At 65.5% G+C, this 23859-nt stretch carries 18 protein-coding genes; 1 reads left to right on the forward strand and 17 read right to left on the reverse strand.

All coding sequences use genetic code 11. The features are described from left to right. Positions 1–47: 47 nt before the first annotated feature. The 5 genes from glmM to trpB form a co-directional block, all read right to left on the reverse strand. The gene (gene glmM, locus ACVOLO_RS06535; RefSeq protein WP_481569434.1) at positions 48–1403 is read right to left on the reverse strand and encodes a phosphoglucosamine mutase; all 1356 of its coding nucleotides are present in this window, start codon (positions 1401–1403) and stop codon (positions 48–50) included. Continuing rightward, a complete protein-coding gene (accD, locus tag ACVOLO_RS06540; RefSeq protein ID WP_481569435.1) occupies positions 1403–2284 on the reverse strand; it encodes an acetyl-CoA carboxylase, carboxyltransferase subunit beta in 882 nt (293 codons plus the stop codon). Before accD ends, glmM begins: the two co-directional genes overlap by 1 nt. Positions 2285–2607: 323 nt before the next feature. Beyond that, positions 2608–3411 carry a tryptophan synthase subunit alpha gene (gene trpA, locus ACVOLO_RS06545; protein ID WP_481569436.1) on the reverse strand — a complete coding sequence of 268 codons (804 nt, stop codon included), beginning with the start codon at positions 3409–3411 and terminating at the stop codon, positions 2608–2610. 7 nt (positions 3412–3418) lie between these two features. Then, complete coding sequence (locus tag ACVOLO_RS06550) at positions 3419–4048, reverse strand: hypothetical protein (RefSeq protein WP_481569437.1); 630 nt, start codon at positions 4046–4048, stop codon at positions 3419–3421. Between the two features lie 11 nt (positions 4049–4059). Continuing rightward, positions 4060–5277: a tryptophan synthase subunit beta gene (gene trpB, locus ACVOLO_RS06555; RefSeq protein WP_481569438.1), complete on the reverse strand. Its 1218-nt coding sequence runs from the start codon at positions 5275–5277 to the stop codon at positions 4060–4062. A gap of 94 nt (positions 5278–5371) precedes the next feature. On the opposite strand from trpB, the gene ACVOLO_RS06560 reads away from it, so the two are divergent. Then, positions 5372–6271 (forward strand): LysR family transcriptional regulator, encoded by a 900-nt coding sequence (locus ACVOLO_RS06560; protein WP_481569439.1) that lies wholly within the window; start codon positions 5372–5374, stop codon positions 6269–6271. A gap of 119 nt (positions 6272–6390) precedes the next feature. On the opposite strand, the gene ACVOLO_RS06565 is transcribed toward ACVOLO_RS06560, so the two are convergent. The 12 genes from ACVOLO_RS06565 to aroC all read right to left on the reverse strand — a co-directional run bounded on the left by ACVOLO_RS06565 (position 6391) and on the right by aroC (position 23714). Next, positions 6391–7485, reverse strand: a complete 1095-nt coding sequence (locus ACVOLO_RS06565; RefSeq protein WP_481569440.1) for a toxic anion resistance protein — start codon at positions 7483–7485, stop codon at positions 6391–6393. Positions 7486–7550: 65 nt separating this feature from the next. Then, positions 7551–8279 carry a hypothetical protein gene (locus tag ACVOLO_RS06570; protein WP_481569441.1) on the reverse strand — a complete coding sequence of 243 codons (729 nt, stop codon included), beginning with the start codon at positions 8277–8279 and terminating at the stop codon, positions 7551–7553. Positions 8280–8289: 10 nt separating this feature from the next. Beyond that, a complete protein-coding gene (locus ACVOLO_RS06575) occupies positions 8290–13644 on the reverse strand; it encodes a DNA repair ATPase (RefSeq protein ID WP_481569442.1) in 5355 nt (1784 codons plus the stop codon). A gap of 135 nt (positions 13645–13779) precedes the next feature. Further along, positions 13780–15783 (reverse strand): flotillin family protein, encoded by a 2004-nt coding sequence (locus ACVOLO_RS06580; RefSeq protein ID WP_481569443.1) that lies wholly within the window; start codon positions 15781–15783, stop codon positions 13780–13782. Continuing rightward, positions 15783–16466, reverse strand: a complete 684-nt coding sequence (locus tag ACVOLO_RS06585; RefSeq protein ID WP_481569444.1) for a hypothetical protein — start codon at positions 16464–16466, stop codon at positions 15783–15785. The genes ACVOLO_RS06580 and ACVOLO_RS06585 overlap by 1 nt, the downstream gene beginning before the upstream one ends. Positions 16467–16640: 174 nt before the next feature. Beyond that, positions 16641–17312, reverse strand: coding sequence for a phosphoribosylanthranilate isomerase (locus ACVOLO_RS06590; RefSeq protein WP_481569445.1), 672 nt, complete (start codon positions 17310–17312; stop codon positions 16641–16643). Further along, on the reverse strand, positions 17309–18082 hold the full coding sequence (gene truA / locus ACVOLO_RS06595) for a tRNA pseudouridine(38-40) synthase TruA (RefSeq protein ID WP_481569446.1): 774 nt from the start codon (positions 18080–18082) through the stop codon (positions 17309–17311). The genes ACVOLO_RS06590 and truA overlap by 4 nt, the downstream gene beginning before the upstream one ends. A gap of 45 nt (positions 18083–18127) precedes the next feature. After that, positions 18128–18487 carry a VOC family protein gene (locus tag ACVOLO_RS06600; protein WP_481569447.1) on the reverse strand — a complete coding sequence of 120 codons (360 nt, stop codon included), beginning with the start codon at positions 18485–18487 and terminating at the stop codon, positions 18128–18130. A 10-nt stretch (positions 18488–18497) separates the two neighbouring features. Continuing rightward, positions 18498–20369, reverse strand: coding sequence for a type IV pilus assembly protein FimV (locus ACVOLO_RS06605; RefSeq protein WP_481569448.1), 1872 nt, complete (start codon positions 20367–20369; stop codon positions 18498–18500). A 93-nt stretch (positions 20370–20462) separates the two neighbouring features. Continuing rightward, the gene (locus ACVOLO_RS06610) at positions 20463–21488 is read right to left on the reverse strand and encodes an aspartate-semialdehyde dehydrogenase (protein ID WP_481569449.1); all 1026 of its coding nucleotides are present in this window, start codon (positions 21486–21488) and stop codon (positions 20463–20465) included. Positions 21489–21568: 80 nt separating this feature from the next. After that, on the reverse strand, positions 21569–22624 hold the full coding sequence (locus tag ACVOLO_RS06615; RefSeq protein WP_481569457.1) for a 2-hydroxyacid dehydrogenase: 1056 nt from the start codon (positions 22622–22624) through the stop codon (positions 21569–21571). Beyond that, on the reverse strand, positions 22617–23714 hold the full coding sequence (aroC, locus tag ACVOLO_RS06620; protein ID WP_481569450.1) for a chorismate synthase: 1098 nt from the start codon (positions 23712–23714) through the stop codon (positions 22617–22619). Before aroC ends, ACVOLO_RS06615 begins: the two co-directional genes overlap by 8 nt. Positions 23715–23859: the final 145 nt, after the last annotated feature.

Here is a 23859-nt window from a genome sequence, read left to right on the forward strand (position 1 = left end):
GCGCCGGCCATTGAAACCGACGCCCCGGCAACAACCTATGATCCAGCTCAAACCTGTGCGGCAGCCGAACGCACCGCATCGGCCAGGGCATCGAGGGTGGAGGCCATCAGCCCGGCATCATCAGCCTCGACCGTGACACGCACCACCGGCTCGGTACCGGAAGGGCGCAGGAACGCCCTGCCCCGGCCGGCAACCGCAGCCTGCGCGGCCGCCAAGGCCTCCTGCACCGGCGCACTCTTCACCACTTCACGCGCGCCCGACTCCAGCCGCACGTTGATGGTTTTCTGCGGCACCATGGCCAGACCCTCGCCCGCCTGACGCAGGTTCTGGCCGGCATTGCCCAGCACTTCCAGCACCTGCAGCGCACTGACGATGGCATCGCCGGTGGTGGCGCGATCCAGGCACAGAATGTGCCCTGAAGCCTCACCGCCGAGCGTGCCCTTGCCCTCGACCAAGGCCTGGTGAACGTAACGATCACCCACGTTGGCGCGCACGAATGGAATGCCCAGGCGTTCCAGCGCCTGCTCCAGCCCGTAGTTGGTCATCAGCGTGCCGACTACCGGGCCACGCAGGCGGCCATTGGCCTGCCAAGCCTTGGCCAGGATGTAGAGCAGGCCATCACCGTCCACTGCTGCGCCAGTGTCATCGACCATCAGCACGCGGTCGCCATCACCATCGAAAGCGATGCCCATGTGGGCGCCGGTCTCCACGACCTTTCGTGACAGGTTGTCGATATGCATCGAACCCACGCCGTCGTTGATGTTGACGCCGTTGGGCTCGGCACCAATAGCCACCACTTCAGCCCCCATTTCGCGGAACAACAGTGGCGCGATGTGGTAAGTGGCGCCATGGGCGCAATCCAGCACGACCTTGAGGCCACGCAGGTAGAAGTCACGCGGCACGCTGGCCTTGCAGAACTCGATGTAGCGGCCAACCGCATCACGCGCACGCACCGCCTTGCCCAGATGCTCGGATTCCACCGTGGTGAATGGCTGATCCAATGCCGCTTCCAGCGCCAGTTCGGTGGCATCGTCGAGCTTCTCGCCTTCCCCCGAGAAGAACTTGATGCCGTTGTCGTAATGCGGGTTGTGCGAGGCACTGATGACGATGCCGGCGTCCGCGCCCAGCGTATGCGCCAGGAAGGCCACGGCCGGGGTCGGCATCGGGCCCAGCAGTTGCACGTTGGCACCGGCGGCCACCAGCCCGGCTTCCAGCGCCGACTCGAACATATAGCCGGAGATACGCGTGTCCTTGCCGATCACTACGGTAGGCTGGGCGCCATTGCGCTCGATCAGCACGCGGCCGAGCGCATTGCCCAGGCGCATGACGAAATCGGCAGAGATCACACCCTGACCAACCCGACCGCGAATACCGTCAGTACCAAAATACTTGCGGGTAGACATCAGGCCACTGCTTCTTCGTGCCGCGGCTGGCGCGTCATCATGGCCAGCAGATCGGCGAGGCGATCACGCATTTCGCGGCGGTCGCAGATCTGGTCAATGGCGCCGTGCTCCAGCAGAAACTCCGAGCGCTGGAAGCCTTCGGGCAGCTTTTCGCGCACGGTCTGTTCGATCACGCGCGGGCCGGCAAAGCCGATCAGCGCCTGCGGCTCGGCGATGTTGATATCGCCCAGCATTGCGAACGACGCCGACACGCCGCCGGTGGTCGGATGGGTGAGTACCGAGATGTACGGCAGGCCGGCTTCACGCAGCTTGCCCAGCGCGGCCGAGGTCTTGGCCATCTGCATCAGCGAGAACAAGCCTTCCTGCATGCGCGCACCGCCGCTGGCGGAGAAGCACACGTAAGGCGCCCCCATTTCCAGCGCAGCTTCGGCCGCCAGCGAAAAACGCTCGCCCACCACCGAACCCATCGAGCCACCCATGAAGGCGAAATCGAACGAGGACGCCACCAGCGGGCGGCCCTTCAGCAGGCCACGCATGGCCACCAGTGCATCGTACTCGCCGGTGTTCTTCTGGCTGGCCTTGATGCGCTCGACGTACTTTTTCTGATCCTTGAACTTGAGCACATCGGTCGGCCCGAGACGGGCGGCGATTTCGGTGGTGCTGTCCGCATCAAAGAGCGCCGCCAGACGCGCGCGCGCGCGGATGGCCATGTGGTGCCCACACTTCGGGCAGACCTCAAGGTTCTCTTCCAGTTCGGGGCGATACAGGGCCGTACCGCAGCTGCTGCATTTCTCCCAGAGACCTTCGGGGACGCTGCGCTTCTTGGACGGCGTGTTGTCGGTACGGATGCCCGACGGCATCAACTTGCTGAGCCAACTCATGCGGAATGATGGTTCCATTCAGGGCGGCCCGAAGGCCGCGACAGGGCCGACAGTCTAGCTCACCCCTGCGACCACGGCGCATCCCGATTGGCTTGAAACCCTACTGCTGCGTACGTTTGCGCAGAGCTGGGTTCAGCACTGCAGCGCCACCAGGCCACGCTGCGGGCCCTTGCCTCCGGGCCCTGGAACCGTGCGGAAAGTCGTGATGTCCGCCCCGGTTGCGCCGCCTCCCGCCCCCGCGCGGGCTGCGCTCACCCCGGCTACGACGCGGGGTTCTGCTCGGCAGGCGGCCACCGGGAAGCGCTGCCGAGCATGATGTGCCCTCAGCTATCCAGCGCCTGGCGAAGTGGCTTGAGGAAGCGCTTGGCCGCTTCGGCCGCAGCGGCAGGGTCCTGCGCATCGGCCATGGCCGAAACCAAGGCACTGCCGACCACCACGCCGTCCGCATCCACCGCCATGGCGGCCGCGCTGGCAGCGTCCTTGATGCCGAAACCCGCCACCACCGGCACCGTGGAACGGCTGCGCAGTTGCCGCAGGCGCTCGCCCGCGGCTGCACTGTTCAACCGTTCGGAAGCGCCGGTGACGCCGGCAAAGCTGACGTAGTACAGATAACCCTTTGCAGCGTCGCAAAGGCTGTCGAGACGGGCCTCACTGCTGGTCGGTGAAGCCAGCAGGATCAGGGCCAGGCCAGCGGCCGTGAATGCCGCGCGGGTCTCCTCGGCCTCCTCCGGCGGCAGATCCACCAGCAACACGCCATCCACGCCAGCGGCGATCGCCTCGTTGGCAAACTTGGCCGCGCCGCGGATTTCAACCGGGTTGAGGTAGCCCATCAGCACCACCGGGGTGGTCGCATCGTGCTGACGGAATGCCGCCACGCTGTCGAAGATGTAGCGCAGATTGGCGCCGCGGGCCAGCGCATGCTCGGAGCTGCGCTGGATGGTGGGGCCGTCGGCCATCGGGTCGGAGAACGGTACGCCCAGCTCGATCACATCCGCGCCCGCCTCAACCAGCGCATGCATGACCGGCACGGTGGCTTCCAGCAGCGGATCACCCGCAGTGATGAAGGGAATCAGCGCCTTGCGGCCGGAGGCCAGCAGACGGGCGAAACAATCGTCAATTCGGCTCACGGGCATCTCAGGCACATCCTTCAATCAGTTCAACCGCTTCAGGCTGGCCCCAGTAGATCGAGGTCACCAGCCCATTGAGTGTTTCCAGACGGATGGCCAACTTGCTGGCCTTGTCGGTCCAGGTCAGGTAATCGCCATCCGGGGAGTTGTAGGCATGCGGGCTGACCACTACCGCAGCGGGAAGGCGCTTCTTTGCCTCGACCACGCTCATGCCCACCCACAGCCCGAACGGCAACGCCGGAGCGCCGGCGGCCGGTGCATCCATCTTGATGCTGGGATCGTCGATGGCGTCCACCTCGAACCGGGCGATGCGGTCGCCCAGCACCATCATCGACATGCCCTCCGGGAGGCTGCCCTTGTCGTAGTACTCGCAATCGCCTTCCATCAGCTCGCGCATGCCTGCCGAAACAAAGGCCTGGTCTGCCGGCGCCTTGCCGAAGGCAGCGCCGATGCGCAGTTCGCCGAACCCGGCGAGATCAGCGGACGACGAAGCCGCCGACGCCGGCGCAGTGACCGGACCCGCGCTGCCTGAAGCCGGTGCCGCCTCCGGCGCAGCGGTGGCTGCAGGTGCCACCTCCTGCTCCGCGGGTTTACAGGCGGCCAACGCAGCCACCGCGCACAGCAACGCACCTCGCATGACCGGGCCGCTCACAGCACCAGCCCTTCGCGGGCGGCGATGGTATGCACGTCCTTGTCGCCACGGCCGGACAGGTTGCACAGCACCAGCGCATCCTTGGGCAACTCGCGCGCCAGCTTGATCGCCTGCGCGACCGCGTGGCTGGATTCCAGTGCCGGCAGAATGCCTTCAATGCGGGTCAGGCGATGGAACGCGGCCAACGCCTCTTCGTCGGTGATGCCGACGTACTGCGCACGGCCGGTATCGGCCAGGAACGAATGCTCCGGGCCAACGCCCGGGTAATCCAGACCGGCCGAGATGGAGTGCGTTTCGGTGATCTGACCATCGTCATCGCACAGCACATAGGTGCGGTTGCCGTGCAGCACGCCGGGGCGGCCGGCGGAAATGGATGCCGCATGGCGTCCGGTATGAATGCCGTCACCCGCCGCTTCGGCGCCGTAGATTTTCACCTCGCGGTCGTTGAGGAAGGCATGGAACAGGCCGATGGCATTGGAACCACCGCCGACGCAGGCGGTGATGGCATCGGGCAGGCGGCCGTAGTCTTCCAGCATCTGCGCGCGCGCCTCGCGGCCGACGATGGCGTTGAAGTCACGCACCATGCGCGGGTACGGGTCCGGGCCAGCGACGGTGCCGATGATGTAGAAGGTGTCGCGCACATTGGTCACCCAGTCGCGCATCGCTTCGTTGAGCGCGTCCTTCAGCGTGGCCGAGCCGCTACTCACCGGCACCACCGTCGCGCCCAGCAGCTTCATGCGGTAGACGTTGATCTTCTGCCGCTCGATGTCGGTGGCGCCCATGTACACCACGCACTCCAGGCCCAGCCGTGCAGCCACGGTGGCCGAGGCCACGCCATGCTGACCGGCGCCGGTCTCGGCGATGATGCGGGTCTTGCCCATGCGCGCGGCCAGCAGCGCCTGGCCGATGGTGTTGTTCACCTTGTGTGCGCCGGTGTGGTTCAGGTCCTCGCGCTTGAGCAGGATCTGCGCACCGCCCACGTCCTTGCTCAGGCGCTCGGCGTGGTAGATCGGGCTGGGCCGGCCAACGTAGTGCTTCAGGTCCTTGTCGTAGGCGGCAATGAAGGACGGATCAACCCGCGCCTGGTCGTAGGCCGCGGCCAGTTCCTGCAAGGGCCCGACCAGCGTTTCGGCCACGAAGCTGCCGCCGTAACGGCCAAAATGCCCGCGGGCATCGGGGAAGGCATGGAAATCGGAGATCGACGGATCAGTCATGGCATCACGGCTACAAAGAACAGGCCTGCACTCTAGCGCAGGCCAGACGACATAAAAATCGATTCTTTCACGGCCATGTGTTAGAAAAACTCACATGAAAGCCAGCCATCCCCTGCCCTCGCTCAATGCCCTGCGCGCGTTCGAGGCGGCCGCACGGCTGCGCAGCGTCAGCCAGGCCGCGGCCGAACTTCACGTCACCCACGGCGCCGTAAGCCGGCAGCTGCGCGCCTTGGAGGATGAACTCGGGCTGGCCCTGTTCGAGCGCGATGGGCGCGGCATCCGCCCGACGGCGGCGGGCAATCGCCTGCTGGAAGCCACCTCCGGGGCGTTTTCACAGCTGCGCGATTGCATCGCTTCGCTGCGTCGCCCGCAACGTGGCGATGCCTTTGTACTGGGCTGCCCGGGCAGCCTGCTCGCCCGCTGGATGATCCCGCGCCTGCAGGATCTACAGCGCGACCTGCCGGGGCTGACCCTGCACCTGGCCGCGCAGGACGGCGACTTCACGCCGCACCTCGATGGCCTGGATGCCGCACTGCTGCTCGGCCAGGCACCATGGCCGAGCGGCTGGAACGTGCACACGCTGGCGACCGAGCGCATAGGCCCGGTGTTCAGCCCGTCGATCAAGGGCGCACATGCACTGGCCCATCAGCCTGCCGAGGCGGTGCTGGCCCACGAACTGCTGCATACCCGCTCGCGCCCGCAGGCGTGGCCAACCTGGGCTGCCCTCAATGGCATCCAGACCGATGCACTGCGCTACGGCACCGGCTTCGAGCACCTGTATTACCAATTGGAAGCAGCCGTGGCCGGACTGGGCATCGCCATCGCGCCGGAGCCGCTGGTCGCCAATGACCTGGCCAATGGCCGCCTGATCGCCCCCTGGGGTTTCGTGAATACCGAAGGCTGCTGGGCGCTGTGCACGGCGGGTGAACGCAAAGACCCGCGCGTGGCTGCGCTAGCTGATTGGCTGCAACACCAACTGGCCGGCACCCCGTAGGAACGGCCTCGGCCGCGAAGCTAGTGTGTGTTTGGGTATCGAGAAAATCGCCGGCGGCCATGCCGGGATACGGTCATGGCCGACTCCCGGTTTCGCGGCCGAGGCCGCTCCTACGCAGGTCAGCTCTGCGTCGGCTGGGCCAGGCGCTGCTGTACATCCTCACGCAGGCGCGCCAGCTCCACCTCGGCCTGCTGCCGCTGCTGCATGCCCTCGCGGTGGATGGTGCGCACTTCTTCCACCGTGGCGATCAGCTGTTCGTGCACGTGCCGCAGGGTGGCTACATCAATCACTGCGCGCTGGTTGGCCTTGGCCGTTTCCACCGAGGTCTGCCGCATCAGGTCCGCATTGCGGCGCATCAGCTCGTTGGTGGCATCGTCGATGGCGTTGGACAGTTCCACCGCGTTTTTCTGCTCGCCCAGCGACAACTGTATGGCGAACTGGCGCTTCCACGAGGGGATGGTGATGTCACGCACCGCGTTGAACTTTTCGATCAACTGGATCGCATTGGCCTGGATCAGCCGGATCATCGGCAGCGACTGGTCGGCAGCGTGCTGCATCACCGTCAAATCGCCCACGCGCTTGTCCAGCAGGCGGATGGCGTTGTCGATCTCGCCGCGGCGGATACGCGATTGCGGGTCTTCCAAACCGACCAGTGCCTGCAGTTCGCCATTGAGCTCGGCCAACCGCTGCTTGCCGGCAGCGACATGCAGGCCCAGGCTCTGGCGCTCGTCGCGAACGATGGCGTGCATGCGGTCGAACTCACCCACACGCTGGCCCATCGTGGCCTGCTGCGTACCCACGTCGCGCATCAGCTGTTCGATCTGCTGATTGGTGTCGCTGAATTTCTGCACCAGCTCGCCCTTGGAGGCACGCATGCGGTCGATCAGGCCGCCGATCACCGGCACCCTGGAGCGCTCATTCAAACCATCGAGCTTCAGCGAGCGGGCAATGCGCACCACCTCGCCCAGCTTGTCACCCGACGCATCCAGGTCGCGGTTGCGCACATGCTCCAGCAGCTGTGTGGAGAATGCAGCGCTCTTGCCGGCCGCTTCGCGCCCAAACACATGCAGGTTGCCCGGGCTGATGTCGTCCAGCGTGCGCGTGATCTGCGCGATCTGCGGGCGGTCGGCTTCGGTCAGGCCCAGCGCGACCAGCGCCGTGCCATCCAGCGCCGCTGAGGATTCGACCGGCACGGGGATGTTTTCCTGGGTCATCTGCAACTCTCCTTGAGGAAGGTGCGCGGCGCGGCGCACGCGTCATGGAACACGATTGAAAACCTTCAGCGAAGTCTAGCCTGCATCGCCTCGACCTCGGCCAGTATCCGCGTCTGTACGTCCGCCGCCGAGGCCAGCTGTGCGGCTGCCCCGGCCGCCCGTGCAGCCAGCACCTGTTGCCGCCACAACGGCAGCAGCACGTCGCGGATGCGCTGGTAGCGCTCCAGCAACTCAACGCCCTGGGCATGCAGCAACTGCAGCTGCGCTGCCTCCAGCCCACGCAGCCGGGCAACGCTGCGCAGATGCTGCAGACGCCGCTGCAGCGCCGCCAGTATCAATTCATTGACCCGCCCGGGCTGCGCTTCGGCATCCCGCAGCACGCCCTCGCCCGCTCCGGCCCAGGCGTCGATCGCATTGACCGCCGCCTCCGTGAAGGCAACCTGCTGCCGGTACGTTGGCAGGATGCGCTGCAGTTCGGCGACGCTGCCGTCAGCCCGCAGCAGGCAGACATCCAGTTGCCCGGCCAGGCGTTCCGCCTGCGCCTGCATCTCCACATCGCGCCCCAGCAACCGCCCCAGCAAGCCGACACTGCGGCGAATGGCGCCAGCATCGTGCGCGCGCATGGCCTGATGGATGTTGTCCATCTCGGCCACCAGTCGTGCTGCGGCATGGCCGCCATCGGCCGGCGATGTCTCCTGCTCGACCACCGCCAGCAGCGGCGCGCCGTAGCGGGCCACCGCCATCGGATCCTCCAGCGTCAGCGCGGGAACCGGCGGCAGCGGTAAACCGTTCATGCGGGCCGCTTCAGGGCTCACCGGGCTCCTCGTCCTTGCGGCTGCCCTGCTGGCCCGGCACCACCACCTGCCCGCCATAGAAGTGGCGCATCAAGGCCTCGTCCAGCGCTTTCTCCTCCGGACTGCGAGCCCGGCGAACGCGCGGGGCCGGCTTGCCCGCTGCCGGCTCCCTGGCCAGCCAGTCGCGCAGTTGCGCCGCCAGTTGCGCCAAGGCATCACCGACCTGCCCCTGACGTTGCTGGGAGTCGGCCAAGGCCCGCAGCAGCGGCTCGAGATCCTGCGACGGTGCCACCGTTGCCGGTGTTTCAACCGCCGCGGCCGCAGGCACCGGCCGTGCGGCCAGTGCCTGCAGCAAGGCGACGATCTGCTCCCACGGTGCTTCCACCGCCGCGGCCACCGGAGCTGCGACTGGCACTTCATCGGCGCGCAGCCCCTGCAGGCCACTGGCGATGTCGGCCAGCTGTGCAACGACGCGCGCGCCGGTATCGGCATCATCACCGCCCATGGCCTTGTCGCGCATGAAGTCGCGCTTGATCTGCTCCCAGCGCGCCTGCTGCGGCGCATCCAGCACGCCGCGCAGTTCGCCCAGCTTGAGCAGATTCTCTTCCGAACCACTGGTCAGCAGCTGCGACTCACCCAGGTAGTGGTCGGAGATCAGCTGCTGCAGCTCGGCGGCATTCATCACCGGCGAAATCTTCTCGGCCAGCTTGTTCATGTTGCGGTAGCTGCCCTGCAGCCGGAACGAGGGCTCGACGCGGTACTTGTCCGCCTGCGCAGCGCTGGCGATGTACTGCTGGTTGACCCGATAGACCACCTCGCGCACCTGCGCCAGGCGCTCCAGCGTGGCGACAATCTCGTTGATCTCCGCACCGCTGTAGGCATGGCTCAAGGCGTTGGTCGAAACCTCCTTGCCGCTGGCCTTGTCCACCAGCACGTACAGATCGGCCAGGTCGCGCGTGGCCATCGGCGCCAGCACCTGGCTGGAGGTGAGGCTGTTTTCGATGTAGCTGAGCTTGAAGGCCTCTTCCATGCCGCCGAGTACATCGCCCAGGTTGTAGATGTCGGCACGGTTGGCCAGCATGTCCGGCACCTTGAACACCTCGCCGGACTCGGTATACGGGTTGCCGGCCATCACCACGCAGAACTTCTTGCCGCGCAGGTCGTAGGTCTTGGTGCGCCCCTTCCACACGCCTTCGATGCGACGGGTGCCATCGCACAGCGAGATGAATTTCTGCAGGAACTCCGGGTGCGTGTGCTGGATGTCGTCGACATACAACATGGTGTTGTTGCCCATCTCCAGCGCCAGGTTGAGCTTCAACAGCTCCTGCCGCGAAGTGGCATCCGGCGCCTGCTCCGGATCCAGCGAGCGCACTTCGTGCCCCAGCGCCGGGCCATTGATCTTCATGAAGACCAGGCCCAGGCGGTTGGCCACGTATTCCATCAAGGTGGTTTTGCCGTAACCGGGCGGGCTGATCATCATCAGCAGGCCCATCAGGTCACTGCGCTTGTTCTCGCCCACCGTGCCCATCTGCTTGGCAAGGTTGTCGCCGATGATCGGCAGGTAGACATCGTTGATCAGCTTGTTGCGGACGAATGAACTCAGTGGCCGCGCCTGGAATTCGGCAAGACGCAGGGCTTCGCGCTCGCGCGCACTGATGCGGTGCCGCAGTGCCTGATAGCGCTCGAACGCCGGTTGGAACTGGTCGCGATGCGCCTGCCAGCGGCCCAGGAAATCATCGACCGACAACGGCAGGTGGCCCTCGCGGATGCGCGGGTGTTCACCCAGCAGCCCGGCGGTGTCAGCGATCAGCGTGACGTCGCGCACCTGGCTGCGCAGGCTGCGTTCACCCAGCAACATCGCAACCGCTTCCGGCACATAACCGGACAGCGCCGCGAACTGCGCCTGGCTGCACATTGCCCGCAGCCAATGCTCGGCCTGTGCCCATTGCAGCGCCGGCCGTTTGGCCAGCTTCTGCAGCGAGCGATCAAAAGCATCCCCCTGCCCGGCAGCCTGCAACTGTTCGCGCAGACCAGTCACCAGTTGCCGCGCGTAACCGCTGAAACCGAAGGTCGGTTCACCAGCAGCCAGTTCCGCGAGCAGGTAGTCCGCGCCAGTCGTTGCCGCTGCAGCGTCAAACGGCAGTTCGTTCTCGGCCTGGAAGGCGGCCAAGGCCTGGGCGATCTCATTGCGCAGGGCATCCAGTCCCTCGCGTGCGGCAAACATGCGGGCGATGGCGAATGCACCGGCGGCACGTTCAACCCACTGCGCAATGTCTTCACGCTTGCCTTCGCGCGACCAGAACAACAGCGCCAATGCGCGCGCGGCCGGTGCGTGCACCAGGGCACCGGCGCTGTGATACAGCGGCAACAATGCCTGCAATATCAGCGTGGCGTCGTGGTCGTGAATGCCCTTTTCGTAACCCTCGCGGTAGCGCGGCGCGGCGAAATCACGCACCCGCTTGCCCAGTACATCGGCCTGTGCGGCATCGCGCAGCAGTTGTTCAAGGCTCAACCCTTCCTGGCCGCGGATGGCCGCGTCGAGGATCAAACCGGCCAGATACTCGCCGCGGTACAGCGTGGGCGATTCCGAATCCAGCGTCACCGGCCAGTAATCGCGCAGCGCTTCCAACTCCGGATCAACGATGGGTTCGTAGTAATCAGTGCCGGTCAGATGCACCGACAAGCCATCACCGCGCGGCAGGATGGTCAGGTCCAGCGGCTGCGTATTGACGCTGAAGCGATGGCGACCGAGACGGATCACGTTGCCGCCGCCTTCAAACAGATCGCTGCGATCACGCAGGGCGCGTACTGCCTGGTCGCGCACACCCTTCAGCCGCGCTTCGACGTCGTCCGCCTTGACGCTGTCCTTGTACTCGCGCAGGCGTTCGGCCAGCTCGCGCAATTTCAGGATCAGCGGATCGCCGGCAAAGAATGCATTGAGTTCATCGACCGTGGTGAAGCGCTCGGTGCGTTTGGCCAGGCCGTCAAGAATGCGATTGGCCGCATCCAGCACCGACTGCGCCTTGCGCTGGCGGGCATCCAGCAAGGTCTGCTTGTGCGACTCGAAGGTGTCCAGCAACTCCTCGCGCTTGTTGAGGATGTCGCCGAGGAACTGCTCATGTTCGCCGAACTGGCTCTCCAGTTCTTCCAGCTGCACCATCAACCGCGACAGTTGTTCGTCGGCACGCTCGGGGTCAGTCGCCAAACCCAGGGCACTGGTGATGGCCTGGCTGAACAACGAAAACTGCGCGCCAAACTGCGCCACCGCCTCGGCCGAACCCAGCGAGCGGCGGCGCTGGTCTGCACGCGCACGCGACTGGTTGAGCTTGGCATAGATACCGGAAATCGCCTCGACCACCCGTGTGCGCTGGGCGGCGTCATCCACCTTCAGGCTGGCCATCAATTCGGAAAGCATGTCCAGTTCGCCGGACATGGCCTGCATCTGCTCAATCTGGTCAGCGAGCTGCCGCGCGGTCTGTGCCTGCTGGGCAGCATCGTCCAACGCCTGCAGGCGCTCACCGAACGGCAACAGCGCCTTGTCACTGCCCAGGAACTCGCCCGTCGCCACACCAACGCGGTCGTGCGCCTCCTGCAATGCGGCATTCATCGCGTCGATCGCCGCGACATCCACATAGCGATAATCGCGGACGGTCAACAACCGCCCACGCAGCTTGCCGATCTCGCCCAGCGCCTCGACAAACTCGCCGATCTTCGACCAGTTCTGCGGCTGCACGCGCCCAAGCAGAACCCTGTGCTGGCTGGTGACCTCGGCCATCGCCTGTGCCGATTGCTTGCGGATGCTCTCGACTTTTTCGTACTCGTCGAGCATCGATTCGCCGGTGGCACTGATCTCACGCAGCAGCGTGGCTGCACCTTCACAGTTGGCGTCATCCAGCCAATGGTGCGTATCGAACAGTCGCCTGGCGTTGTGGGTCAGCAGCTCATAGCGCTGCAGCGACACCTCGCGGCTGTCGATCTCGCGCCCCAGATCCAGCAGGTTGGAGATGCCACGCACCAGTTCGGCGTTGCCGATGCGCGCCATGAAACTGGTGCCCGCCGGACGGTGCGCCGCGAACTCGTCACTGCTGAACGGTGTCTGCCAGACCTGCATCGGATGGATGCGGGTCGGCTCCTGGTTTTCGGCATTGAACAGCACCATGCGGCCGTCGCGCAGGAACGCGTAGCCCAACCCGAACACCGGGTTCTGCAGCGCCCGCTGGATGCTGTTGTAGACGAACAGCGCCGACTTGCCGGCCTCACGCTCGTAGAAGATGTACAGCATGTCCTCGCCGTTGGGCGAGCGGATGGAACGCTTGTAGCGCATGCCCTGCATCGAGGCATCGAACGCCTTGTGCTCGCCACTTTGCAGGTAATAGCCGCCGGGGAAAATGATGCCGTGGTCATCGGGCAACTGCACACAGGCCTGGACGATGGCGTCGTTGCGCACCACCTTGCCGGTCAACGTGTTGTAGATCAGCCCGCGACACACATCCTCGCGATACGGCTGCACCTTGAGCAGGATCAGCGACCCCACCTGTGCAAATTCAATATCGGCATCATCCACCGACTGGGTGCTGTCCTCGACCGGCTCGCTGTACACGCCCTGCCCGGTTTCGGTGTTGTTCTCCACCTTGATCGTCAGGTCGCCGCCGGTGGTCTCCACGAAGATCGTGTCGAGGATGTTCAGGTGCGGGAAGCGCCCGGTCACCAGCATGTCGCGGCTTGCCCGCATCCATTCAAAATCAAACGGCGGCGGCAGCGCGATGTCGCGTTCGCCGCGCGCGTCGATGTAAGTCAGCTCGCCACCGGGCGGCAACGACCAACGGAACACACGCACGTCGCTGCTGCGCTCACCAATCTGGAACGCAGCCAGCAACTTGCCGTCACGCACGATCAGCTGCAGCAGCCGCGCATGCTTGTAATAGGCGTAAAGCTCGTTGAAATCGTGCAGGAAACCCGGCTGGCCCAGGAAGCTGGATTTCAGGTCAACCGGGGTGACGTCATAGCCCTCGGCACCTTCGACCATGCGGTACAGGCCGAACACGTCCTCCACACGCGTCTGCGTCTTCAAACCGATGAACACGTTGTAGCCGAACAACAGCAGGTCGTCGCCGACCTGCACGATGTCGCGGCCGACACAGTTGTTCTCGGTACGGATGCGGAAGCGCCCGGCTACCTCCATGCGGCTGTCGCCGAACTCCTGCAGACGCCGCTGGTTCATTGCCTCGACCAGCTGCCGCAGGCGCGTGCCCTGGTCGCTCAGGCGCTTGCGCAGCACCTCGTAGGCGCCACCCTGCGCCACCGCCTGGTCGGCGATGGAACCGGCATCGGTCGAAACTGCGGAGTCCTGGTTTGTATCGGCCATCGGTCATTCCCTGCCATGGCGCCGCGCGGCCAATCGGCCAGCTGAGCAGGCGCCATCATCCACGCCAGCGCCGGGACCACACCCGACACCCTCGATTGCACGCCCGGGCGATGCAACGCCCGGGCGCATGCTCACTCAGCCTGCATCCGGCTCCGAAGCGGCGCCACCGCCGGCGATCTGCCGGGCCGGCTTGCCACGTGCGGCGGCATCCACGCCGAGATAGCGCTGCATCAGGTCCTGCACGATCGGGCTCTTGTCGGCAAGGCCTTCGATCGAGCGCCCCAGCGACATCGCCTTGACCAGGTTATCGAACATGCCACCGTCGCCGCCCACCATGTCGATGTCGGCATTGCGCAGGGCGCTGGCGATGACTTCGGCGTTTTCCTTGGACACTTCCTTGCCGGCATCCAACGTCGCCAGTGCCTGCTTCAGGCTGGTTTCCAGGGTCATGCGGAACTCTTCGTGACCGCGTGCGGTCTCGCCGAGCGAATCAATGGCCTGGAACTTGCGGGTCAGGCCGTCGGCCTCGGCAAGCAGCTTCTTCTCGATGACCGAGGCTTCGGCCAGGCCCTGCGTTTCGGTCGCAGTGGCCTTGGCACGGCCCATCTGCTCCTCACCCAGCGCACGCGCGGCCAGCTGTTCGGCCAGTACACGCGCTTCGGCACTGCCCTGCTTGAAGTTGGCATCGGCCATGGCATCGACCACGCGCGCCTCGGCAATACCCACCTTCTCGATGGCCAGCGCGCCGGCTTCCTTGACCTGCGCATCGGCCAGGCCCGGGGCGGCACGCTCGGCGCGGATGCCTTCGGCCAGTGCCTTCTTGGCTTCGGCCTGCTTGCCGGCCGCGTCGAACTCGGCCTGCGCCAGCGTGGTGATCTCCACGGCACGGTGCTTGGCTGCGGCCTCACTGGCCTCTGCTTCCTTGACCTGCTTGAGCAGGGCTTCCTGCGCTTCGGCCTCGGCCTCCAGGATGGCTACCTGCTTCAGGCGATCAGCCTCGGACACCTGGCGCACTTCCTTGATGCGCTCTTCTTCCTGCGCCACGGTCTTGTCGATGGAGATGCGCTCGCGGGTGATGTTGGCCACATCCATCTTGCCCTGCTCGACCACCTTGTCGCGCTCCACGCCCTGCAGCTGTACTTCGCGGTCGGTCGTGACCTGCTCCAGCTGGCGGGCACGCGCCACGCGCTCAACCTCGATGGCCACCGCACGCTGGCGGTTCTGCTCGGCCACTTCCACTTCGCGCAGGCGGTTCTGCTCGCGGATGTCGATCAGCTGCTGCGCCTCGATGCGGGCATTTTCCGAAAGCTGGCGCTGCTCTTCCTGCACCTTGAGCGTCTCTGCTTCTTCGCGGGCACGGATGGTCTCCACTTCGCGCCGCTGCCTTGCTTCGGCCTCGGCCTGCTGACGCTGCAGCGCCAGCGTGGCTTCAGTGGCTTCCACGTTCTTCTTGGTGATGGCCAGGCGCTCGTTCTGCGCCAGTTCGTTGGTGATCACGTTCTGGGCTGCGGTCAGCTCGGTGATCTTGCGGATGCCTTCGGCGTCGAGGATGTTGCTCGGATCGAGCAGGGACTTCGGCGTCTGCTCCAGGTAATCGATGGCCACGTCTTCCAGCGCGTAGCCATTCAGATCGTTGCCGATCACCGCGATGATCTCGTCGCGGAACTCCTGGCGCTTCTCGAACAACTGGGTGAAGTCGAACTTCTTGCCGACCGTTTTCAGTGCCTCGGAGAACTTGGCATTGAACAGCTCGTCCACCGCGTTCTTGTCCGATGCACGGTCCGCGCCGATGGCCTTGGCCACGCGCAGCACGTCGGCCTGGGTTTCATTGACGCGCAGGTAGAAGGCCACGGTGATGTCGGCACGCATGTTGTCGCGGCAGATCAGGCCTTCCTTGCCGCGGCGGTCCACCTGCAGGGTGATCAGGCTGATGCGCATATGCTCGGCGCGGTACAGCACGGGGATGATCAACGCGCCGGTGAAGTGCACCTTGGGGGTGGAGCTCATGTCATTGACGATCAGGGCCGTGCCCTGGTCGACCTTTTTGTAGAACGCCTTGAACAGGCCTGCCAGCCCCAGGAAAAACACCAGCAGGATGCCTACGCCGACAACAAATGGGGCAATGGCAGTCAGTGTCATCAGTGGATCTCCTTGTCACCTGATACTTGAGGAATGGAAACGTCCAACGCTGGCAGCTCGGCCTCGCCGACCACCAGGTAGTGATTTGTTTCGGGAAGATAATCGACCAGGCGCACCTGATCCCCGCGCACATGGCGGCGCCCATCACGGCTGCGCACCTGCAGGATCAAGCCTGCACCACCGTCATCAAACTGCGCATAGCCACGTTCGGCAGTGACCTCCGGCGAGGTGACCTGCCCGGTCTTGCCCAGGATCGATGCCTGCTCCACCGGCCGCAGCTTCATCAGCAGGCGACGGATCGGGCGCAGCACCCAGGAGGACACAACCGCGCCAGGGATCAATGCGCCCAGCGCCACCACCGTGCCAATGCCCCAGCGCAGCGGCGTCGGCAAAGATTGGAGAAAGAAGAGCTGAACCAGATAGGTGGTCGTCCAGCCGAAGAAAGCCAGCAGCAATACCACCAGCATGGTTGGCGCGCCGCCCAGGCCCAGCCGCGCGAACATTCCAGCCAGGCCGGTGGCACCTTCGCCACCGGAATGGAAGTCAGCCCCATCACCACTGCCGATGCCGCCTTCATCAACGATGCCGGTTGCTGCCAGCATCCAATAGATGACCGCAAAGCAAAGCACGACGCTGTAAGGCAGCGTCGGATATGACAGCACTACGTCCAGAAACTCGGCCATGCATCCATTCCTTGTGGCACCGGGCTACCGTGCGGCTCGCGCTTTTCGCGGGAAAAGTGCGGCAATCTCCACAGGCATCCGTGTGTTCGCCCTCGGTCCATCATAAAGGGATTACCCCTTCACAGGGACGCCGGCAGGTGCCATTCGGCTGACCGCATGACGCAATCCGTGCGCTCAACCTGCCGATTCAGCTTCGTCTGCAGTGGCATCTGCACGCCGCACTTCCTCCACGAACTGCCGCATCTTGTAGCCGTCCTTCAGCCCCGGCGCGGATTCAATGCCACTGGAGACATCCACCCCCCAGGGCTGCGTCGCAAGAATGGCATCGTGCACATTTTCCGGGCGGATGCCGCCGGCCAGCAGGTAGGGACGGTGCACACCGGCCGGAATCCGCGACCAGTCGAACGCCACGCCGGTACCACCACTGCCCCCCTGTGCATGGCTGTCGAACAGGAAACCCGCCGCATGCGGGTACATCTGCTGCAGCCCACGCACGGTGACTTCCGCGCCACCACCCATGGCAATGGCCTTCAGGTACGGCATGTTGAAGCTGCGGCAGAAGGCATCATCCTCGTCGCCATGAAACTGCAACAAGGTCGGCCGCACCGCACGCAGCACCTCACGGATTTCCTCGCGGTTGTTGTGCTGGAACAGCGCCACCACGTCCACCATCGGTGCGATGGCCTGCCGCATTGCGCGGGCTTCCGAAGGCGCCACGCGCCGGACACTGCCCTTGGCGAAGATGAAGCCGATGGCGTCCACACCCAGCTCGCTGGCCAGGCGGATATCGCCCGCACGGGTCATGCCACAGAACTTGATGCGGGTACGGAACAAGGTACGGCTCATAGCGTCACCTCTGCCGGCAATTGCCAGCTGTCAGGATACAGCGGCCCGACGAACACCAGCCCCTGCGGCGGCGCAGTTGGCCCGGCCAGATTGCGGTCACGCCCGGCCAGCAGTTCACCGATCCATTCCTCCGGCTTCTCGCCAGCGCCCACCATCAGCAGCGAGCCGACGATGTTGCGCACCATGTGGTGCAGGAACGCATTGGCCTGCACCTGTACTTCGACGACCTCACCCTGACGGCTCACCGAGATCGCCTGCAACTCGCGCCGGGCATGCAATGCCTGGCACTGCGCACTGCGGAAGGCGCCAAAGTCGTTTTCGCCCAGCAGCGCCTGCGCGGCGCGATGCATGGCATCGGCGTCCAGTGCACGGCGTTCCCAGCTCAGCGTCTGCCGGTACAAGGCCGGGCGCACCTGACGGTTCAACAGGCGATAGCGATACCGCCGCGCCTTGGCCGAGAAGCGCGCATGGAAGTCATCCGCCGCAAGCACGCACCAGCGCACGCAGATGGACGGCGGCAGGCGCGTGGTGGTGCCCAGCACCCATCCGCGCGGCGAACGTTCCACATCACTGTCGAAATGCACCACCTGGCACTCGCCGTGCACACCGGCATCGGTGCGCCCTGCACAGACCACGCTGATCGGCGCGTTGGCCACCGATGACAACGCGTCCTGCAGCGTCGCCTGCACACTTGCACAGCCGCTTTCACCGAGCTGCTGCCAGCCCTTGAACTCGCTGCCGTCGTATTCCACGCCCAGCGCGTAACGCATCTTCAAACCTCTTGTCTGCAGGCACCGTCAACCACGACGGCCGGGTCAGTCGCTGTCGCGCTCGGACCACACGGCCAGCTCGTTGCCACCGGGTTCGGTGAACTGGAAACGACGGCCACCGGGAAAAGTAAACACTGGCTTCACCACGCTGCCCCCGCAGGCCTCCACCCTGGCCTGCACCGGCGCCAGCTGTTCGGCGTAGATCACCAGCAACGGAGCACCGGCTTCAGCGGTCGCCGGCACGCCGCGGAAGAAACCGCCCTGCAGCAGCCCATCGTCGAAGGCCGTGTAATCCGGACCGTAGTCCTGGAACACCCAATCGAACACCTGCTCGAAAAAACGACGGCTGGCGGCCGGATCGCGCGAAGCAAATTCCACATAATCGATACAACGCTCGCGCTTCATCGCAACGCCCTCAGCCCAGTCGATTCAACAGCTCAAGTGCTTCGGTACGCGCCAATGGATCGCGACCCAAGGCAACTTCATTGAGCAACGTACGCGCAGTCTCCGCGTCGCCCAGGTCCAGGTACGCGATGGCCAGCTCCAGCCGCTCACGCCCCGCCGGCGCAGGATTCAACGGCGCAACCGCGGCCATGTCACCGGCCAGCCAGCGCGCTTCGTCGGCGGCGGCCGGCTCGGCGACCAGCGGCGCTTCCTGCGGGCGCGCATAGCCACGCGATGCTTCAAACATGAAAACCGGCTTGTGTTCGACCGGCGGCAGCGAATCAGTCGCAGCCGGCGTTTCGCCAACCGCCCAGGCCGGGACATCGCCTGCCTGCGCCTCACGCGCCAGCTCGTCGTCCGCACCCGCCTGCGCAGCCGCTGCAGCGGGCGCTTGAACATCGGCGCCCTGCTCGCTGTCATTGCCTTGATCAAGCGAGGCAGCGCCTGCCGGCATCGCGAAGGCCAGGGCCTCGGCGCTGAACCCGTCCCGCGATGCGGCCTTCAGCGGTGAAGGCTTGCGACGGCGCGACAACAGCCAGGCGACGCCACCGAGCACCAGCAAGGCCAGGCCCAGCCAGAGCCAACCCAGCGATGCCGAACCTTCCTGCGCGTTGCTCTGTGCCAGGCGCTGCTGGGCAGCGGCCAGGTCCGAATCCTTCATCGCAATCAGCGACTGCTGCTGCTTCTGCAGCTTTTCCAGCTCGGCAACGCGGTCACGCAGTTCCTGCAACTCCGCATCACGCGTGGCCAGGTCTTCCCGCGCCTGTTGCAGTTGTTCGTTTGCCAGCATGTCACCCTCGCCACCGGCATCGAGGCCGGTCGTCATTCCTGCATTCTGTTGACCACCGGCAACGGCCGGGGCGATCTCCAAGCGCGCGTCATTCGACGCGGCATTGGCCGGGTTGTTGACGGCCGGCTTTGCCACCGCAGCCGCATCAGCGATGGCCGGCTGCGGAATGGCAGCGCGGGCCTGGCGCCATTGCGCGGTCTGCTCGCGCACGATGCTGCGGGCTTCGGCGGCGTCCACCCGGGCCAGTTCCTCTTCCGCCGGGGTCCTGAGCACCGCGCCCTGCTTGAGCAGGTTGACGTTGCCGCGGATGAAGGCTTCCGGGTTGGCGCGCATCAACGCAACCATGTTCTGGTTCAGGGAATAACCGTTCTCGCGGCCCAGCGCACTGGCGATCTGCGACAGGCTCTGCCCACGCCGTACCGGAGCCAGCTCGCCTGCCGCACGCGGCACGGGGGCTGCCACCGGGCTGGCGGTCTGGCGTGGCGCAACGGCTGCAACCGGCGCGGCCGCCGGCGGGGCAACCGGCTCCAGTTCCGTTGCCGGCGTCTGCGGCAGCGGCTCGGGATCGCGGACGATCAGGTTGGACGGTGCGGCCTGCGGCGCATCGATCACCGGCTCGGCAACGGCCGTGGCGGTTTCTGGCGCGGCGATCAATGCCGAATATTCGCGGACCAGGCGGCCCTGCCCCCAATCCACTTCGATCAGGAAGCCCACCGACGGCACCTGCACCGGCGCGGCGCTGGTGACGCGGATCACGGCACGGCCTTCACGGTCCTGGGCGAACTGGAACTGCAGCTCGCTCACCAGGCCGTCCGGCGGCGGCAGGCCGACACGCTCGAACGTTGCTGGCGTGGCCAGCCCTGCGCGGGCGTTGTCCAGCTCGCCGGGATCGGCGGTGATGACCGGGATCTCGGCCACCAGCGGCTGCCCGGGCTTGGACAGCACGCGGATGTTGCCCAGCCCCAAGGCCATCGCGGCACTGCTGAACAGCGCCAGGACGAGAACCATCACGCCTTGTATGGAGCGCATCGCGCCTTTGCCCGGAAGTTTCATGGCGGCAAATATAACGGCTGTACCGCCTTTCTAGTACCGCGCGGTTCCCGCGCCCACGACAACGCCGGCCCTTGGCCGGCGTTGTCCGCCACCTCAGCCGCCGTTGGCGACCAGTTCGGCGACCTGCACCGCGTTGAGCGCGGCGCCCTTGCGGATGTTGTCGGCCACCACCCACATGTTGAGGCCACGCGGGTGCGAGATGTCCTCACGGATGCGCCCGACGTAGACCGGATCGGTGCCCGAGGCGTGGGTCACCGGGGTCGGATAGCCACCGGCCTTGCGCTCGTCCACCACCTTCACGCCCGGTGCGGCGGCCAGCAGTTCGCGCGCCTGCTCGATGGTGATCTTCTTCTTCGTTTCGATGTTGACGGCCTCGGAGTGGCCGTAGAACACCGGCACGCGCACGGCGGTGGGGTTCACCAGGATGCTGTCGTCGCCGAGGATCTTGCGGGTCTCCCAGACCAGCTTCATCTCTTCCTTGGTGAAGCCGTTGTCCAGGAAGTCATCGATATGCGGGATCAGGTTGAAGGCGATCTGCATCGGGAACTTCTTCGGCTCGATCTCCTGGAAGCCCAGCAGCTGCGCGGTCTGCTTGCCCAGCTCTTCCATGCCGGTCTGGCCGGCACCGGACACCGACTGGTAGGTGGCGATGTTGATGCGTTCGATGCCGTATTCCCGATGGATCGGCGCCAGCACCGGCATCAGCTGCATGGTCGAGCAGTTGGGGTTGGCGATGATGCCGCGCGGGCGGTTCTTCGCCGCTTCCGGGTTCACTTCGGACACCACCAGCGGCACGTCATCGTCGTAGCGGAACGAGGACGAGTTGTCGATAACGACTGCGCCAGCGACCGCAAACTTCGGCGCGTATTCCTTGGAAATACCGCCACCGGCCGAGAACAGGGCGATCTCGACGCCGGCCGGGTCGAACGTGGCCAGGTCCTGGATGGTGATCTTGTCGCCCTCGAAGTCGACCTGCTGGCCGGCCGAACGCTCGGAGGCGAGCAGGGTCAGCTTACTGATCGGGAAATTGCGCTCGGCCAGGATCGACAACATGGTCTGGCCGACGGCGCCGGTGGCGCCAACAACGGCTACGTGGAAACGACGGGCTTCATTGCTCATGGGGTGCACTCATAAAGGTTTGGGGGGACACACATCGAGCCAGGTTCGGGGAACCTCCGGCGGACAGCCACGGAGGCTCCCTACCGTTTTTTGCTGCCGGTTTTGCGGTTGGCAATGGCAGCCATGCGGGCGCTGCCATCGGCCAGAAGTTCGGCATTGACTGCATTGGCAGGATGACCCGCCTCCGGCCCCACGCCCAACCCGGCCAGCAGGTTGTCCACGGCCATCTGCACCATCGCCCGGCGCGTGGCCAGTGATGCACTGCCGATATGCGGGGTCAGCACGATGTTGCGCAGGGCCAGCAGTTCCGCACGCACGTTCGGTTCGTCTTCGTAGACATCCAGCGCTGCCGAGGCCAGCCGGCCATTGGCCAGCGCGTCGGCCAGCGCCAGCTCATCGACGATGCCACCCCGGGCGATGTTCACCAGCGTGGCCGTCGGCTTCATCCTTGCCAGCGCCGCGTCGTTGATGATGTGGTGGTTCTGCGCGTTGTACGGCAGCACCAGAACCAGGTGATCGACGCTGGTCAGCAGCTCATCGAAGCCGACATAGCGTGCGCCAACCGCCTGCTCCTGCGCAGCCGGCAACCGCGAACGGTTGTGGTACAGCACCTTCATGCCAAAGCCGTGGTGGCCGCGACGGGCAATGGCCTGGCCAATGCGGCCCATGCCGAGTATGCCCAGCGTGCTGCCATGCAGGTCGGCGCCCAGCATGGTGGTGAACGACCACTGGCCCCAGTTGCCTTCGCGCAGCCAGCGGTCCGATTCGACGATGCGCCGCGCCGCCGCCATCAACAATGAAAAGCCCAGGTCGGCGGTGGTCTCGGTGAGCACGTCCGGCGTGTTGGTGGCGATGATGCCGGCCGCACTCAGCGCGGCAACATCCAGATTGTTGTAGCCCACGCCGACGTTGGCGACGATCTTCAAGTCCGGTGCGCCAGCGATTTCGGCAGCGCCGATGTGGTCGTTGAGCGTGACCAGTGCACCCTCCACGCCCGCCAGTTGCGCGGCCAGCGCAGCGCCGTCATGCGCGCTGACTTCCGGCGTGGCCACCACGTCGCAGTACGCGGCCAGCTGCGCGACGGTATCGTCGAACAGGGGCTGCGATACCCAGACGCGCGGCCGTTGCTCAGCCATCGACATGACCGTGAATGCGCGGCGTCATTTCACCGACGTCACCGCATTGCGCGCGATGACGCAGCGCCTGGTCCACCAGCACCATCGCCAGCATCGCCTCGGCAATCGGCGTGGCACGGATGCCCACGCACGGGTCGTGGCGGCCGGTGGTGATGACATCCACCGCATTGCCGGACGTATCCACCGTTGCACCCGGCAGGCGCAGGCTGGAGGTTGGCTTGAGCACCATCGAAGCAACAATCTGCTGCCCGGTGGAGATGCCGCCGAGAATGCCGCCGGCGTGATTGGACTGGAAGCCTTCCGGGGTGATCAGGTCACGGTGCTCGGTGCCCTTCTGCGCGGCGCTGGCAAAGCCATCGCCAATTTCCACGCCCTTGACCGCATTGATGCTCATCAAGGCCGCAGCGATATCGCCATCGAGCTTGCCGTAGATGGGCTCGCCCCAACCCGGCGGCACGCCGTCGGCGACCACGTTCACGCGCGCGCCAACCGAGTCACCGGACTTGCGCAGCGCATCCATGTACGCCTCCAGCGCCGGCACCTGTGCGGCATCGGGCCAGAAGAAGGGGTTTTCTTCGACCACGCTCCAGTCGAAACCGGCCGGCGTAATCTCACCCAGCTGCGACAGATAGCCGCGGACGGTCACGCCATAGCGCTGCTGCAGCCACTTCTTGGCGATGACGCCAGCGGCCACACGCATGGTGGTTTCACGCGCGGAAGAGCGGCCACCACCGCGTGGGTCGCGGATGCCGTATTTCTGCCAGTAGCTGTAATCAGCATGGCCCGGGCGGAACTGCTGGGCGATGTTGCTGTAGTCCTTGCTGCGCTGGTCGGTGTTGCGGATCAGCAGCGCGATCGGCGTGCCGGTGGTGCGGCCTTCGTAGACGCCGGACAGGATCTCCACTTCATCCGCCTCGCGGCGCGCCGAGGTGTGGCGGCTCTTGCCTGTGGCACGACGCTGCAGATCGTGGGCGAACTCTTCCGGCGCGATTTCCAGCCCCGGGGGGCAACCATCGATCACACAGCCGATGGCCGGCCCATGCGATTCGCCGAAGGTGGTGACACGGAAGAGTTGTCCGAATGTGTTCAATGCTTTTGTGCTCTTGCGGTTGCTCTTGATGTCGTCATTACCCCCCAAGGGGGCATGGCGCGTGGCGGCCGTCGGGGCTGAGGTTGTTTTATTTCCCGTGAGTGCAACCCCCCAGCACACGCCCCAGCCACGGCGCTTACCCCCC

The sequence above is a fragment of the Stenotrophomonas sp. STEN056 genome (genome assembly GCF_056759635.1).